Origin of the sequence: Nitrospira sp. (genome assembly GCA_030692565.1) — a bacterium.
In the GTDB taxonomy this organism is placed as follows: Bacteria; Nitrospirota; Nitrospiria; order Nitrospirales; family Nitrospiraceae; genus Nitrospira_D.
On sequence record JAUYAO010000054.1, the window covers coordinates 214336 to 229923 of the forward strand.

Genomic DNA, 15588 nt, shown 5'->3' on the forward strand with positions numbered 1-15588 from the left:
ACTGGTTTCATGAACTGTCGGGGGAAGGCCTTCGTTACGGATGGAAGCTGGTCGGCGGCTGTGCACCAGGCTGGACTGGCAGGAAATGTCTTCTAGGTCAGATAGCAGATGATAGAGAGCTTACTCGCCTCGAATCGCTGCGAGTTTACTCAGCACCAGACCAGAGGACGGATCTGTCTGTTTGAGCGGGGGGGTGATGAGAGGGCGTTGATCACTGCTGAATTGAGTCTTCGCCGCCCAGGTAACTTTCTGGCTCACGTACGCGGCCACTTCTGCGAGGGTGACGGACCCATCGCGGTTTGAGTCGCTCTCTCCTCGCAGCGCGCGGAGCAGATAGTACGTCATCAGCCCATGGCGGTGTTTGTCGTCTTCGAGGCCCTTGCTGAGGCTATCGCTGCTGATGATGCGGATCATTGATGAACCTGCTGAGTCCCAGCGGGGAGGGAGGTTCTTTATTTTGGGGTCGCTATGGAGTCTCGACACCATCCCGTCAAATAGCAGAATGGTCTGTTTCGCCTTGAGTCGTGCCAGCGCCGCTTCAAGATCCTTCAGCGGATAGAGGCGCGAAGTCGCGGTCGGGCTCCCCTCGTAGGGAACCAGGAGCACGTCTCCTGTATGGTTCACCAGAGCCTGGCCGGCGAAGTACACAATGACCACAGCGTCCTTGGACATATGCGGCGGGAGCCAGTCCAGGAGAGCTTCGTCGATATCCGGGCGTAAGGCTTTCCAGTCTTGTAGGAGGCGCACATTGGATGAAGGAACTCCCCCCAGGGCCTGAAAGTAGTTGGACACCATCTCTGCATCGAGGGACGCGAACTTGCGGGGGAGGAGTTGCTGGTCCCGATATGATCCGATTCCGATCGAGATCAGGTACGTGTTGGGTTGGCGGAATTCCGTGGTGGAGACGGGGATTTGGTCCACGTCATCGGTTTTAATCCCGGTCGCCTGCATGACGACCGCCAGCGTTTGTGCGGGGGCTGCCTGGTGCGTGGCCGGTTCTTCGACCGTGACATGGAGTTCGGCTTTCTGTGGCTGCACGGAAGGCGGCAGAGTGGCCACAAACTCAATAGACTTGGTCTCTCCCGCTTGCAACGTCGGGACGGGAAGCACGGCTGACGGGAAATGCGTAATCAGCGCCTGACTGCCGGAGAGGGAGACGATGGCCTGTTGAATCGCCGTCGTGCCGACGTTCACAATATCAACGCGGACCCGGACGCGTTCACCGCCTTCCAAGACAAGGTTTCCATTTTCATCAAGGACCATCGCTTTAAAGCGGAGGGAAGAAGCCGCGGACGCCGTTGCAGCCGGAGGCTGAGGCTTGCTTGTCGGGAGTCCCGCTGCAGGCTGGGGCAGCGTCGCCGGGGCGGAGGCCACTGCCGGCACAGCCCCCTGGGTCGCTCCTCCGAAGGCTTGCCGAACATCCATCGAGACTTTCGCGGCAAAGTCGACAGAGGTGTCCTGGATAAATGGGTCGATGATGTAGTCGCAGTTGCGCTGAGTGGCTTCCAGGCGCAGTCGCTCTTGGCGTACGACCTTCACTTCGGATTCGCGCAGGACTTTCCCGGTGAGATCATAGACCCGTGCGATGGCGTTCAATTGAATATTCGCCGGGACGCGGTCGTAGACATTGTCCTGTTGAAGTTTGAATGACCAATTCACGAGATCCACGCGCACCAGAGCTTCCGGAACCGCATCTTTGCTTCCGCCCCCTTCATAGGAGACGGACTTGAACGTCCGGTAGGCGCCTTCCACAAGAGCTTCTTCCAGACGAGCTCCGAGCGGGACCTGCATGAGATGTCCGCATCCGTCGGTATACTCCGCCCGCAGAGTTTTGATCGAAGCAGGGATTTCCAGCTTGACTGAGACAGGCAACGGCTCACCCATTGGAGGAAACTCCAAGCGGCTCGCACATCCGACCCCAGTGATCAGGAAGAGCATCGTCAAGATGGTTCGAAGTGGCTTTCTGGGGGGGCTGGCGGGCATGGACAAGGAACCGTTCATGGAGTTCTCGCTCCGAGGGCCGGGGTTAATTTGGACGGGTCACCGTACCGGATTCAAAAGGTGAAAGCAACACGGAGCCGCCCATCTCTTGCGGCCTTGCGGCCACTCGATCTATGCTCGGTGCCCATGCTGACTCTGGGGCTTTCCAATATGCGCGATGCGGCAGCCGCGCTCGTCCAAGACGGGCGGATTGTGGCGGCTGCGGAAGAGGAACGGTTCGTTCGCATCAAGCATGTGTCAGCGCTGCCCATCCATGCCATTCGATACTGTCTGAAAGAAGCTGGTCTTCGTCTCTGCGATCTCGACGCGGTGGCGGTGCCGTGGAAGTATTGGGAAATCGGCACGCGCGCAAGATTAGCGTTCAGCGCGATGTTCCGCTCGCCCGAACTGTTTCGAGAGAAGGGCCGGCGGTCGATTGAGCGTCTGCGTCAGGAGTGGTGGGAACTGGCCTGTATGCGGCGGAAGCTGAGTGAGCAGATCGACGGGACGCCCTGCCCACCCGTCACGTTCCTCGATCATCACATGTGCCATGCTGCCAGCGCGTTTCTGGTCTCCCCATTTGAACAAGCGGCAGTCATGGTTGTCGACGGAGCCTCTGAGTCGCATTCGACCATGGTGGCGATGGCCGACCGGCAACAGATCCAAGCGATCAGGCGCACGCCGCTTCCTCATTCGCTCGGCCAATTCTATGCCGCCATGACCGCATTTCTGGGGTTCAAGCCGGACCACGATGAGTACATCGTGATGGGGCTGGCGGCGTATGGAGAGCCGCGTTATGCCGAGACCATTCGCCGACATATCCTTCGGCTGGTTCCCGACGGAACCTTTACACTGAATACCACGTTGCTGGACTTCCATCTGGCGCGTGTCGGGATCTTTGTTCCCGGGTTGATCTCCTTGCTGGGGGCGGCGCGGCTACCGGACGAGGAGGTGATGCAGCGACATCGCGATCTGGCCGCGAGCGTGCAGCTGGTGTTAGAGGAAGTCTTGCTGGCCTTGGCCCGCGCGCTTCGCATGACCACGAAGGCTGATCAACTCTGCCTCGCGGGCGGAGTGGCCTACAATTGTGTCGCCAATAGTCGACTGTGTCGGGAGGCGGGCTTTCGCGAAATCTATATTCCTCCCGCCGCCGGTGACTCCGGTGCCGCGATGGGTGCCGCGTTGTGGCACACGTTTCGGCGCGGGGCGATGACTCAGCGTCCGGTCATGACGACGGCCTATTGGGGGCCGCAGTTCAGTGAAATAGATTGTCAGACGGCATTGCGGCAAGCGGGGTTACAGGCTCAGCGGTTAGGCGATGCGGCGTTGTGCGACCTCGTGGCCCAGGAACTCTCAAACGGCAAGTTAGTCTTCTGGTTCCAGGGGCGGATGGAGTGGGGGCCGCGGGCGTTGGGCAATCGCAGCCTGCTGGCCGATCCGCGCCGGGAGGACATTCGCGCGCTCATCAATGCCAAGGTCAAACGGCGTGAATTATTCCGTCCCTTTGCGCCCTCCGTGCTGGCAGAAGAAGCGGACGCGTATTTCGATGTGCCGGCCCCTTCTCCCTTTATGATGTTGACGGTCTCTGTGAAGCCTAGTGCGAAGGGCATTATCCCGGCGGTGGTGCATGTGGACGGGTCGGCGCGAGTTCAAACGGTCGATCGGCAAGCCAATCCCCTCTTTCATCAATTGCTGCAGGCCTTCGCCCGGCGGACCGGGGTCCCGGTTCTCCTCAACACCTCCTTTAATGTGCAGGAGCCGATCGTCTGTTCGCCGGAAGAAGCGGTTCGCTGCTTCCAGCGCACCGAGGTCGATTGGCTGGTATTGGGGAACCTGCTTGTGGCAAATCAGGCCGGTTCCCGCCTGCTATGAAACGCTCGCGTCGGAATGGTATGCCGGCGAGCTCAGGTCAGGGACCCGCCATTCGCACTTCGGCATTGAATGCCCTTCTGCTTCTGATCATTGCGAACTTTGCGCTCCAGCCGTTGACCGAGCCGGACTTTGGCTGGCATTTGCGGACCGGATTGGATTGGCTCATGACCGGAGGGCATCTGCCGTCGCTCGATCCCTACTCGCACACGATGCCGGATTGGCCCTGGGTGGAGCATGCGTGGCTGACTGATCTCGTGCTCGGGTGGCTCTACAGCATCGGAGGTCCCGCCGGGGGCCTGCTTGTCATCGCGTTCTTCGGTCTCGTCACAGCTGCGGCCTGGATCATTGCGGCGCGGACCGGGCAGGCGATCTGGCCGCTTCGCCTGGCGGCCTGCGTCTTGTCCTTATGGGTGGCACTGCCGTTTCTGGGGGCGCGTACGCAAGTGGTGACCTTGCTTGGTGTGGCGGTGGTCCTGATGGTGCTTGATCGGTTGCGACAAGGTGCAAGCTGGATGATCTGGATCCTCCCGCCGCTGTTTCTTTTCTGGGCCAATCTGCACGGCGGATTTACGGCGGGGCTCTTTCTCGTGGCGGTCGTGGTCGGGTTGAATTGGTGTGTGGCCATGATTGTTCGTGTGCGGCCCGATGTGGTTGGAAGGTTGGATGAGTGGCATCTGCCGCCGGCTGATCTGTGGCGGCTGACGCTGGCTACCGGGCTTGCCGGGCTGGTGACGCTTCTGAATCCCTATGGCTGGCGGCTCCACCAAGAAATTATGGATTCGCTGGCGAATCACTTTATGGTGGCGACGCTCCAGGAATGGCAGCCGCCTTCCCTGGAGACCTTGGCTGGCCGACTGTTTGGTGTTTATCTGGGGGGACTGACGGTCGCGGCGGGGCTCTGGTATCGGCGACTTGAGCCTGTGCGCATCGGAGTGTTATTGGCATTTCTCTTCGTAGCCTGCCGGCATCTGCGGAACATCCCGCTTTTCTTGATCGTGAGTCTCCCTCTCGCCGTTGAGTTGCTACAAATTGGGTGCGACCGGATAGTTTCGGCCCTGAAGCTGCGGCAGCGTGGATCGGCACAGTGGGCGATGGGCGTCACGGGGGTACTGGCCTGCTTGCTGATCGTTCTCGGTCCCGATCATGTGAGAGAGGTGTGGCGGTTTGGAGCGAATCCTGACGTCGCATTTCGCCAAACGTCCTATCCTATTGAAGCGGTCCAGTGGATTCGCGCCCATCGCGATCGCTTGGGGACCAGACCGGTCCACGACTATCAGTATGGTGGCTTTCTATTGTGGCAGCTGCCGGGACTCAAGACATTCATTGATGGGCGGATGCCGGCCTGGCAAATCGGAGATCGGTGGATCTTCAAGGATTATGTCGATCTTGTTTCTGCACCGGTTCCTCGGACGGATCTCCTCGACAAATACGCGGTGGATTGGGCGTTGCTGAAACGAGGGACGGCGCTTGCGGCTCTGTTGGCCGCGACGCCGGGGTGGAGCCACGAATACGAGGATATGAAGGTGGTGATTTATACGAGGGGGAAGTTTCCGGCTGAGGGCGCTACTCCGTGATCGGGGAAGAATTACTGAGGGAGGCGACCGCGTCTGGTGCCGCAAGCGGAGAGTAGTATCCTCTGGCCGCGTTCCGGTGAATGATGGTGAATTCACGGAGCATGGCGATGCTATCCCGAACGAGCCGCACCTTCGATCCCGGTTGATCGGCCCAATTCACGGGAACTTCGGCGATCCGATAGCCGCGCTGCTGAGCGATGAACAAGAGTTCAAGGTCAAAGCCGTAGCCATTGATGGTCGACACGGAGAAAAGATCGCGAGCGACTGATCGTTCGAATAGTTTGAATCCGCATTGCGTATCGCCGATTCCACGAATTCCTCCCAAGCGGACCATCGCGTTGAAGCAGCCGCCCAGGATGCTCCGGTGCCAGCGGGCGTTCACTTCGAATCCTCGCTGCCGGGAGGCCAGGCTCCGTGAACCGATGGCCACGTCGGCGCCGTTCCTGATGGCTTGTTCGAGCCGGTCGAGTTCCGTAATGGCGGTGGCCCCGTCGGCGTCAGTGAATAGCTGCAGCCGGCCTCGTGCGGCCAGCATGCCCTGCCTGACGGCCCCGCCTTTTCCCATGCAGGTCGGGAGCGGAATCACCCGTAACGCCGGGTCGGTTTTGGCAAAGCTACGGACGACTTTGATCGTGTCGTCCTGGCTGCCGTCATCAACGACGATGATTTCATAGGAGCGGTCTTGTCGGGAAAGCGAGTCGTGAATCGAGCGTAGATGGGGGAGTATACGCGTGGCTTCGTTGTGGGCTGGGATGACGATGGAGAGATCCAGTACTCTGTAGAATTCTTCCTGCGTCACCGGATCTTCCCCTTCGCGTCCTGCGTGGAAGTACCCTTGAAGTGATGCCACGGTAAAGGACTCTGTGCGCGATTTCAAGTGGGGCCGATCGACCCTAAGAGGACTTGACAGATCTGCAGAGGGGGAGCGAACGTATACTTAAGTGAGGGTCGATATATTACCATCCACTTGAGCCTGGAGGTGCCTCATGCACAATCTGGTTCGCGGTGCCGCTCTTCTGACAGTGTGTGTGCTCGTTGCCGCCTGTGCAAACGCGGTTCCTCCGAGTCGCATGGGCCACTATCTCAAGTTTGACCAACCCTCAGCCCCTGAATCGCTCCTCAAAACGGAGCCGCGTCCGTTAAAAGCCGGTTTGGTGCTCGTGCCGGATGAGCCGGATCAAACTGCCGCAGCCGTGTTACCCGAAGAGGCGCTCGTGCGATTAGGGGATACGCTCAAGCAGGATATTGCGCGGGTCTTACCTGTGACCGTGACCGAGGTATTTTCGGCGGGAGGGGTGCGTCCTCAGGATCAAGGCGGAGATCTCACCCGACTGGTCGATCTGGCGAAGAGTAAGGGTTTGGATTATTTGGCGGTGGTGGTGGTCTCGAGCGCAGAGCAGGAATATCCCGTCACGCTCTTCCTGGGATGGACCTCGCATGCGCAGCCGGGCTACCGACGGGATAATTGGTCGCTCTTGGAGTTTGCGTTGATCGAGGTCAAGTCCGGCAAGGCGGTCATGCAGGCCGAGGGGCGAGGATGGGCGACGTTGGATCGCCCCACAGCCCCGGGGATCAATCAATGGTACCCGGTCGTCTATCTCAGGCCGCAGGAGCCTGAGCGGCGGATCTGGCCGCCAACTTATGAAGGAGCTCCCAATACCTTGCGCGTGGTATCGTTTGAGCAAGCCGAGAAACGGCTTGCATTGAAGCTTCAGAACTCCTGGCTGGGTCAGCTGGAAGCCGATGCGGCGGCTCGCCGAAGCAGTTGAGTCTTATGGCTGGCTCGTCACGTCTGGCGTTCATGTCTTTCGGCAAGTCCTCTTCAGGTCGCTGTATAGGCAGCCTGAAGAGGACTTTTCCTCTTTGAAGCCCAAGGAATGATTAGTGTAAGATATACCGTTCGATCGGTCGCTACCCAGCTGGTTGCCGATCAGAGTGAGGTGTCTTGTGAGTTCAACCGTCGGGAGGAACTGAGCATGGTCTATCGGAGTCAGCAGGCGACCAAGTTTGTCATTGGTTGTGGGCTTGTACTTGCGGCCACGGTCGCAGGCGGGCTGATCGGAACCCCCGCTACATGGGCGGCAGGAGTTCCTCCGGCATTTACCCAAGGTTTTTCTGAGATCGTGAAGAAAGTGACCCCTGCCGTCGTGAATATCGCCGTGACGGGCGGTGGCGGGGAAGGTGGTCGTCGCCGGGGCGGGCTCCCGCCCGGACCGTTCGGCGGACCTCCTGGTGGTGGTGAAGAACCGGGTGGAGGAGATCTTCCGACGCCGCCTCCGATGCCGCCAGGCCCTCCAGGGGGGCATGGACGGCCTGAGCAAAGCGCCGGATCGGGGGTCATTCTGGATCCCAATGGCTACATCGTCACAAACAACCATGTGGTCGAAGGTGCAACGCAGATTACGGTGACGCTGAGTGATCGGCGTGAGTTCACGGCCAAGACCGTGGGAACAGATCCCAAGACCGATTTGGCGGTGATTAAGATTGAGGCGAAGGATTTGCCTTCGCTGAAGTGGGCCGACTACGACAAGCTGGCGGTGGGAGATCTGGTGTTGGCCGTCGGCAGTCCGTTCGGACTAAGTTCCACGGTGACGTTGGGCATCATCAGTGCGTTGGGCCGCGGGAACGTGGGCATCGCCGATTACGAAGATTTTATTCAGACCGACGCGGCGATCAATCCGGGTAACTCCGGCGGGGCACTGGTGAACATGAACGGCGAATTGATGGGTATCAATACCGCCATTTTCTCCCGCACCGGTGGTTCAGAGGGAATCGGGTTTGCCATTCCCAGCAGCATCGCGGTGGATATTGTCGATAGCCTTCAAAAAACCGGCAAAGTCGTCCGCGGCTGGATGGGCGTGGCGATTCAGGAAATTACGCCGGCCTTGGCCAAGTCGTTTAAGTTGCCGGAGCAGCGCAAGGGCGTGCTCATCAGCGACGTGAATGAAAATGGACCGTCGGCTGCCGCCGGGATGAAGCGCGGCGACGTGGTCATCGCGTTCAACGGCAAGGAAGTTCAGAGCGTGAGCCAGCTGCGTAATCTGGTGGCGCGGACCATGGTAGGCAAAGATGCCCAAGTGAAAGTCCTGCGCGACGGGAAAGAGCAAACCATCTCCGTGAAGGTCGCTGAACGGCCGTCCGACGAGTTGCTGGCCAAGAAGGATGCGGCTCCACCCAAGGAACAGGGTGAGACGATCAAGTTGCCGGACAATGTGCTGGCGTCGCTCAAGATTCAAGCGTTGGACAATGCGATCATGAGCCAGATGAACATCCCGGCCAAGACGACGGGCGTGGTCGTCACCAGCGTGGAGCCGGGCGGTCAGGCCGAAGCGGCGGGATTGCAGCGTGGGGACATCATTCAGGAGGTCAATCACGAGACCGTCAAGACCGTGGACGACTTTCTGAAGGCTGCGAACAAGATCAAGAAAGACGAATTGGCCGTGCTGCTGGTGAATCGGCAGGGCAATAGCCTGTTCGTGGCAGTCAATCCAAAGTAGATCGAGTATGCGGCGCCGGTGATCAGGTGTGATCCGGCGCCGCATCGTTCTGTACGATGAGGGCGCGGTGCTGAACGATTTCAACCGGTGGTTGCAAGACTCGGTCTTCAAGCCTCTGGAAGACAAAAAAATGCCGGTCATGGAGCACCTGGTGGAGCTCCAGGTCCGGCTCACACGCGCCGTCATCGTGACGGCGATCGTGTTTGTCGTCACGTTTTTCTACGCCGATGCCCTTGTGAAGTGGCTCCGCATCCCCCTCCAGAATATGTTCGTGCCCAGCACGTTGTCCTGGGAGCCGACGGACCTGGCAACGGTCCCGTTTGTCTTTCTGGCTCCCGGTGAAGCCCTCTGGCAGAACGTCAAAGTGGCGGGTTTGTTCGCCGTGGTGCTGGCGACGCCGTATATTCTCCTGGAGTTTTGGCAGTTTGTCGTACCGGGGCTGCACGTGCAGGAGCGTCGCTTTGTCGGCCCCTTCGTCATGTTGAGCACGCTGGCGTTTCTGGCCGGAGTGACCTTCTCATTTTTCTTTGTGCTGCCCTTCGCCTTGAATTTTCTCATTTCATACGGCGTGAATGCCGGCTTTATTCCCCAGTTGTCGATCGCCCAGTACGTCGGTTTCGCCCTGTGGTTTTTGCTCGTCTTCGGACTGATCTTCGAAGTGCCGCTGGCGATTACGCTGATGGCCAAGCTAGGCTGGGTCGATGCGCCGTTTCTGCGGCGCTATCGAAAATGGGCGCTGCTGGGGGCCTTTATCATTGCCGCCATTCTCACGCCGACGCCCGATCCCTTCAACCAGTGCCTCATGGCGTTGCCCCTGTATGTCTTTTATGAAGTCGGCATCATCAGCGCCGGCTTCTTCAATAAGAAGAAACCGGCGCCGGAAGAAGCCGACGCCGCGGATGTGCCGCCGCTGACGCCGGCGACCGTGCCGGCCGGTGCCGCGCGCATGTCGAAGTCCGGCGACAGCGAGTATGTTGGAGTGCCGAGCGGGAATCCCCGTCGATAACCGAAGCCTGAGGCTTCATGTCATATAGAAGGACACACTATGGCCCGTGAACTGAATGTCATTCAACCGCCCACATCCGGGGGAAGCGATGCCTGCACCTACATGTGGGCCTGCGCGATTTGTGACGAGAACGAATCTTGTCAGAAGGATAAAGAAGGCCATAGCCGATGGCTCGTCGCCAAGCGGATGGAGCGCATCGAGTACAAAGTGCTGATCATGAGCAACAAGGGCGGTGTGGGGAAGAGTACCTGCACGACCAACCTCGCGGTCAGCCTGGCACTCAAGGGCTGGCACGTGGGCATCTGCGACATGGACATTCACGGGCCGAACATTCCGAAGATGGTCGGGGCAGAAGGACAGAAGCTCAAGATCAGCACCTCAGGCGGCATCATTCCTTTTCAGGCCTATAACCTGAAAATCGCGTCCATGTCGTTCCTGCTCCAGAATCCCGATGACCCCATCATCTGGCGCGACGCGTACAAGTATGAATTCATCAATCAGCTGTTGGGCGGCGTGGAGTGGCAGGATCTGAACTTCCTGTTCATCGATTTGCCGCCGGGGACCGGCAACGAATCGGTCACGACGATCGACCTGCTCGGCAATGTGAGCGGCGCGGTCATTATCACGACGCCGCAGGAAGTCGCCCTGTTGGATTCGCGCAAGTCGGTGACGTTCTGCAAAGACAGTGAAGTGCCGATCATCGGCATCGTGGAAAACATGAGCGGTCTGGAGTGCCCGCATTGCCATCAGAATATCGAAGTGTTCCGGAAGGGCGGGGGGGAAGCTTCCGCCAACGACATGGGTGTGCCGTTCCTTGGGCGGATTCCGCTCGATCCCGATGTCGTGATGCAGTCGGATGCGGGCGAGCCGTTTGCGATGTTCAATTCCGATACGGCGACGGCTGAGTGCTATCACAATATCGCCAATCAAATCGAAGCGTTTTGTAAGAAGAGCGGGTCGCTGGTAAAAGTGGCGCCGCGGCACGCGCCACATTGAGATGGGAGCGATTGTGAAGGCGAACGACGCAACCGAAGGACTCACGCGCCTTGAAGAGGCACAGCGGATCGTCTTGGAGGCCACTCCGACGCTGGGCCTGGAGAAAGTGTCGATCCTCGACGCGCTTGGACGTGTATTGGGCGAGGATATCGTCGCCGAGCGGGACAATCCGCCGTGGAATAACAGCGCCATGGACGGGTTCGCCGTGCGCTGGGAGGATATCAAACAGGAGCATGCGATCGAAAAGACCGTCACGCTGAAGGTGATTGAAGATGTCCCGGCCGGGAAAATGCCGACGAAGTCCGTCGGTCCCGGGCAGGCGATTCGTATTATGACCGGGGCGCCGATTCCGCAAGGAGCGGATACGGTACTGAAGGTGGAAGATACGGAGCACACGCCGGATTCCGTTCGCGTCTTCAAACCTGAACCGCGCGGGTCCAATATCCGGCCGCAAGGCGAAGATGTGAAGAAGGGCGAATGCATCATTGCCAAGGGGACGCAGATTCGTCCCGGTGACGCGGGCATGTTGGCGATTCTCGCGAAGTCCTTCGTCTTTGTCTATCAGCGCCCGCGGGTGGCCATTCTGTCGACGGGCGATGAGTTGGCCGATCTGGATGAGCGATTCAGCGAAGAGAAAATCATCAATTCGAACAGCTACGGGATTGCCGCGGCGGTACAAGAAGCCGGCGGCATTCCGTTTCTGCTTGGGATTGCCCGCGATACTCCGGCGGCGTTGAAGGAAAAGATTTCCCATGGGCTGACGGCGGATGTGTTGGTGCTGTCCGGCGGTGTGTCGATGGGGGATTACGATTTCACCAAAGCCGTGTTTCGCGAATTGGGCGCCGAGATGAATTTTTGGAAGCTTGCGATCCGTCCGGGGCAACCCCTGGCCTTCGGCAAGATTCAGGGCAAGTTGGCCTTCGGCCTGCCGGGGAATCCGGTCTCGTCGATGGTGACCTTCGAGCAACTGGTGCGACCCGCCATCTTGAAGATGAACGGGCACCGGACCTACGGGCGGCCGCTGGTGCATGCAGTCATCCAGGAGAAGTTTTCGAAACGAACGGACCGCCGGCATTTCCTCCGCGGCGTGCTGACGCGGGAAGACGGCGTCTTTAAAGTTCGGACGACCGGTGCGCAAGGGTCGGGAATCTTGACTTCGATGGTGAAGGCGAATTGCTTGATCGATATTCCGGTCGAAGTGGAACGGGTGAATCCGGGCGATCTGGTGACCGTGCAATTATTGAGCGGGGAAGCCTGGAAAACGCAGTCGGAAGAGACTCACAGCATCGGGCATAAGACGTCCTGTTGTTGATCGTGGAAAGGGACTGAGTTCATGCCGGTGCCCATCGTGTCATTTGTCGGCCGGTCGAACAGCGGCAAGACCACGCTGATTGAGCGCGTGATTCCCGAGTTGGTGCGGGCGGGTTATCGCGTGGCGACAGTGAAGCATGCCGGCCACGGGTTCGATCTCGATACTGAAGGGAAAGATAGCTGGCGCCATAAACGTGCGGGGGCCAGCAGTGTCATCGTGATGTCCCGCGGCAGTCTGGCGATGTTTGCCGATGTGCCGGAGGAAATGAAGGTTGAGGAAATTCGGGACCGGTTTCTCGATGGCTCCTACGATCTCATTATTGCGGAAGGCTGGAAGAGCGAGGGGTATCTGAAGATCGTCGTCATCCGTGAACAGGTCGGCGAAGTGCCGGTCTCTCCCGACGGGCTGTTGGCGGTGGTATCCGATAAGCCGATCGATCTTCCTGTGCCGGTGCTCGATTTGAACGATGTCACGGGTGTCGCGGCCCTCATCATCAAGCACTTTCCGCGCGTCACGCATGAATTGGAACCGTAAAGCGACGCTGGTTCTGGCCCTGATCGTCGGAGCATTCGCCTTCGGCGGGATCGCAATTCCCCTGACCAATCATCCGCAGTTCTGTGCCAGTTGTCATACCATCACGCCCTCGTATGACAGCTGGGTGACGTCGTCCCATAAAGAGGTGACCTGTGTGGCCTGCCATGTCCGTCCCGGCCTTGAAGGATGGATGCATGACAAAGCATGGAATGGGACGAAGGATTCGATGATTCATCTGTTCGGCACGCCGACCGATTCCCACAATCTTCAGGCGAAGGTGGAGTCGGATGTCTGTTTGGGTTGTCACCGGAACATTCTGCGGGTGTCTGAAATCGCCACGCGGGATCTGCCTCCGCCTGTGAAGGACGTGGGGCTGGTGATGAGTCACCGGGCGCATATGGAGGCCTTTGGTGTGAGGGGGCAGGGCGAGGGGTGCACCACATGCCATTCAGCCGTGGTGCATGAAAAGCCGATCAAGGGCTATCCGATCGTGATTCCTCGTGGCCATGTGTCGGCTGACAGCCAGCCCTGGTATCCCGATCATCCCGAAGGATCGTATCTCCGCACCAGGACGTTGTCCGACTGTTTTCGCTGCCATGACGGCAAGCAGGAGTATCAGGGGAAGCCGGTCAGCCGGAAGTGCGAGACGTGCCATATCCCTGAAAAAATCAGTGCGGCCTTATTGTTCAATTGAGATCTGAGACTTTTGCGATGGCGTCACCCGTTCTTGAAGTCCGTAATCTGACCAAAACGTTCGGCGACTTTACGGCCGTCAACGGCATTTCGTTCGCCCTGCACCCTGGTGAGATCCTCGGAGTCTTAGGGCCGAACGGCGCGGGCAAGACGACGACGATGCACCTGCTGCTGGGTCTCATTACACCCACTTCCGGGACGATCTCGATGTTCGGGATGGATCTGGAGACTCATCGGGAGGCCATTCTGCAGCGGGTGAATTTTTCATCCACGTATATGTCGATGCCGCAATCGCTGACGGTCGAAGAAAATCTGTGGGTCGTGGCCCGGCTCTATGGCCTGCCCGATGTCCAGCGAAAGATCGATGACATTGTGAAGAAGTTGGAGATGGGGGAGTTTCGGCACAAGGTCACGCGCAAGCTTTCGTCGGGGCAGATGACCAGGCTCACGCTGGCGAAGGCCTTTTTGACTGAGCCGAAGATCCTCTTCCTGGACGAACCGACGGCCAGCCTGGATCCTGATATCGCGCATAAGATCCGGGCCTTGCTGAAGGATGAACAGCGCGCTTCCGGGTTGAGTGTTCTCTATACCTCGCATAACATGCGGGAGATGGAAGAAATGTCGGATCGCATTATCTTCCTCCAAAAAGGAAATCTTGTGGCAGAGGGTACGGCTGCTCAAATTGTCTCCCGTTTCGGACAGACAGATCTCGAAGATGTGTTTTTGAAGTTAGCCAGAGAATCGTAGCGGCCCCGCAAGGCGGGGAAGGAATGGAGCGCTCCTATCATGGTAGAGACAGCCATCTCGTTTGTACTAGGGCTGGTGCTGGGCGGATTTGGAATCAGTGCCTGTTGGGGACTCTTTTGGTCGATCCTGGCCATCGTGGGCGTGCTGCGCGGCACCAGTAAGTGGCAAGTGGTGCGGGCCAGCCTGACTGCGGGATTGGTCCCTCTCCTGATGGTGACAGCGGTGGCGTGGATGATGGATAGCGCGCGCGTGGGTACCTGGCCCTTTCTGCTGGGAGTGGCGGGAATTCCGGTGACGCTGCTCGGATTGGGTCTGAGAAAATTACCGGACGGCACGCGTGTCGGCGAGCGGCTCGTGGGTGGAGCCCAGACGATGATGGATACCATGCTGGGACGGCATCATGAGTGCGGAGGATGCGGTGAGGAACATCACCACTAAGGCCTAATGAAGCTCCACCGAATTACTGCCATCGTGTTCCGTCACCTCTACCTCTATCGCCGGAGCTTGCCCCGGATTATGGAGATTTTCTACTGGCCGTTTCTCGATCTCGTCATCTGGGGATTTATTACCCTCTATCTCGCGCGGTATCAGACGCAGGTTCCCGGCTTCGTGACCTTTTTCCTCGGAGCGCTGATCCTCTGGGACGTGCTGTTCCGGTCGCAACAGGGGATCACGATTTCGTTCCTCGAAGAACTCTGGTCCCGCAACCTGATGAATCTGTTCGCGAGTCCGCTGAAGCCGAGTGAGTTTCTTGCTGCGACAATGATCATGAGCATCTTCAAGGTCGCCTGTGTGTCGTTGGTGATGGGGTTCTGCGCCTGGCTGTTTTACGATTACAGTATTTTGATTATCGGACTCTGGCTGCTCCCTTTCGTGCTGAATTTGGTGGTCACCGGATGGGTCATCGGCGTCTTTACCACCTCACTGATCATGCGGTTCGGGCAGGAGGCCGAGGTGTTGGCCTGGAGCATGGTGTTCCTCTTTCAGCCGATCTCCTGTGTGTTCTATCCGATGGATGTTCTCCCGGCCTGGCTGAAGCCGGTCGCCTGGGCTAATCCGGCCGCGCATGTCTTTGAAGGAATGCGCGGCGTCCTCAGCCAGACCGGTCAGCCGGTTGAGCATCTTGGCTGGGCGATCGGGCTGAACCTTCTGTTTTTGACGGCTATGATTGCCTGGTTTCACCGGACGTTTGCCTATTGCCGGAACCAGGGCCTGCTGGTTCGGGTCGGGGAGTGACATGTAATACCACAATGATAATGTCCGCTTTCACCACAGTAGAAATGTCCTCTTCGTTGCTAGACTGCCGGCTTTCAGACGGAGGGCTGGATGGTCGGAGAGGACAGGGTCATCATGAGTGTGAAGGAACTGAGACGAGTG

Annotated in this window: 14 protein-coding genes; 12 read left to right on the plus strand and 2 right to left on the minus strand. The window is 58.7% G+C overall.

Annotation, left to right across the window (positions count from 1 at the left end; translation table 11 throughout):
* Positions 1 to 120: 120 nt before the first annotated feature.
* Positions 121 to 1884: a caspase family protein gene (locus Q8N04_15205; protein ID MDP3092020.1), complete on the minus strand. Its 1764-nt coding sequence runs from the start codon at positions 1882 to 1884 to the stop codon at positions 121 to 123.
* Positions 1885 to 2061: 177 nt separating this feature from the next.
* Here Q8N04_15205 and Q8N04_15210 point away from each other — a divergent pair, with 177 nt between their 5' ends.
* Together Q8N04_15210 and Q8N04_15215 are read left to right on the plus strand one after the other, a co-directional pair.
* Positions 2062 to 3852, plus strand: a complete 1791-nt coding sequence (locus Q8N04_15210; protein ID MDP3092021.1) for a carbamoyltransferase C-terminal domain-containing protein — start codon at positions 2062 to 2064, stop codon at positions 3850 to 3852.
* 20 nt (positions 3853 to 3872) lie between these two features.
* The gene (locus Q8N04_15215; protein MDP3092022.1) at positions 3873 to 5426 is read left to right on the plus strand and encodes a hypothetical protein; all 1554 of its coding nucleotides are present in this window, start codon (positions 3873 to 3875) and stop codon (positions 5424 to 5426) included.
* Here Q8N04_15215 and Q8N04_15220 read toward each other — a convergent pair.
* Complete coding sequence (locus tag Q8N04_15220; protein MDP3092023.1) at positions 5416 to 6276, minus strand: glycosyltransferase family 2 protein; 861 nt, start codon at positions 6274 to 6276, stop codon at positions 5416 to 5418. The genes Q8N04_15215 and Q8N04_15220 overlap by 11 nt on opposite strands.
* A gap of 136 nt (positions 6277 to 6412) precedes the next feature.
* Between Q8N04_15220 and Q8N04_15225 the strand changes: the two genes are divergently transcribed.
* The 10 genes from Q8N04_15225 (at position 6413) to Q8N04_15270 (ending at position 15447) form a co-directional block, all read left to right on the plus strand.
* Positions 6413 to 7195 (plus strand): hypothetical protein, encoded by a 783-nt coding sequence (locus tag Q8N04_15225; protein ID MDP3092024.1) that lies wholly within the window; start codon positions 6413 to 6415, stop codon positions 7193 to 7195.
* 108 nt (positions 7196 to 7303) lie between these two features.
* Positions 7304 to 8923, plus strand: coding sequence for a Do family serine endopeptidase (locus Q8N04_15230; GenBank protein MDP3092025.1), 1620 nt, complete (start codon positions 7304 to 7306; stop codon positions 8921 to 8923).
* Positions 8924 to 8951: 28 nt separating this feature from the next.
* Positions 8952 to 9929, plus strand: coding sequence for a twin-arginine translocase subunit TatC (tatC, locus tag Q8N04_15235; GenBank protein ID MDP3092026.1), 978 nt, complete (start codon positions 8952 to 8954; stop codon positions 9927 to 9929).
* Positions 9930 to 9968: 39 nt separating this feature from the next.
* Complete coding sequence (locus Q8N04_15240) at positions 9969 to 10925, plus strand: Mrp/NBP35 family ATP-binding protein (GenBank protein MDP3092027.1); 957 nt, start codon at positions 9969 to 9971, stop codon at positions 10923 to 10925.
* Positions 10926 to 10938: 13 nt separating this feature from the next.
* On the plus strand, positions 10939 to 12237 hold the full coding sequence (locus tag Q8N04_15245; protein MDP3092028.1) for a molybdopterin molybdotransferase MoeA: 1299 nt from the start codon (positions 10939 to 10941) through the stop codon (positions 12235 to 12237).
* Between the two features lie 21 nt (positions 12238 to 12258).
* Positions 12259 to 12771: a molybdopterin-guanine dinucleotide biosynthesis protein B gene (mobB, locus tag Q8N04_15250; GenBank protein MDP3092029.1), complete on the plus strand. Its 513-nt coding sequence runs from the start codon at positions 12259 to 12261 to the stop codon at positions 12769 to 12771.
* Positions 12755 to 13465 carry a NapC/NirT family cytochrome c gene (locus Q8N04_15255; GenBank protein MDP3092030.1) on the plus strand — a complete coding sequence of 237 codons (711 nt, stop codon included), beginning with the start codon at positions 12755 to 12757 and terminating at the stop codon, positions 13463 to 13465. Before mobB ends, Q8N04_15255 begins: the two co-directional genes overlap by 17 nt.
* A gap of 17 nt (positions 13466 to 13482) precedes the next feature.
* Complete coding sequence (locus Q8N04_15260) at positions 13483 to 14211, plus strand: ABC transporter ATP-binding protein (GenBank protein ID MDP3092031.1); 729 nt, start codon at positions 13483 to 13485, stop codon at positions 14209 to 14211.
* A 39-nt stretch (positions 14212 to 14250) separates the two neighbouring features.
* Complete coding sequence (locus Q8N04_15265) at positions 14251 to 14649, plus strand: hypothetical protein (GenBank protein MDP3092032.1); 399 nt, start codon at positions 14251 to 14253, stop codon at positions 14647 to 14649.
* Between the two features lie 6 nt (positions 14650 to 14655).
* Complete coding sequence (locus tag Q8N04_15270; GenBank protein MDP3092033.1) at positions 14656 to 15447, plus strand: ABC transporter permease; 792 nt, start codon at positions 14656 to 14658, stop codon at positions 15445 to 15447.
* Positions 15448 to 15588 lie beyond the last annotated feature (141 nt).

Coding starts and splice junctions, on each gene's coding strand:
- Q8N04_15265 (MDP3092032.1), top strand. CDS start 14,251: ATGGTAGAGACAGCCATCTCGTTTGTACTAGGGCTGGTGCTGGGCGGA.
- Q8N04_15230 (MDP3092025.1), top strand. CDS start 7,304: ATGATTAGTGTAAGATATACCGTTCGATCGGTCGCTACCCAGCTGGTT.
- Q8N04_15255 (MDP3092030.1), top strand. CDS start 12,755: ATGAATTGGAACCGTAAAGCGACGCTGGTTCTGGCCCTGATCGTCGGA.
- Q8N04_15260 (MDP3092031.1), top strand. CDS start 13,483: ATGGCGTCACCCGTTCTTGAAGTCCGTAATCTGACCAAAACGTTCGGC.
- Q8N04_15240 (MDP3092027.1), top strand. CDS start 9,969: ATGGCCCGTGAACTGAATGTCATTCAACCGCCCACATCCGGGGGAAGC.
- Q8N04_15205 (MDP3092020.1), bottom strand. CDS start 1,884: ATGGGTGAGCCGTTGCCTGTCTCAGTCAAGCTGGAAATCCCTGCTTCG.
- Q8N04_15215 (MDP3092022.1), top strand. CDS start 3,873: ATGCCGGCGAGCTCAGGTCAGGGACCCGCCATTCGCACTTCGGCATTG.
- mobB (MDP3092029.1), top strand. CDS start 12,259: ATGCCGGTGCCCATCGTGTCATTTGTCGGCCGGTCGAACAGCGGCAAG.
- Q8N04_15225 (MDP3092024.1), top strand. CDS start 6,413: ATGCACAATCTGGTTCGCGGTGCCGCTCTTCTGACAGTGTGTGTGCTC.
- Q8N04_15270 (MDP3092033.1), top strand. CDS start 14,656: ATGAAGCTCCACCGAATTACTGCCATCGTGTTCCGTCACCTCTACCTC.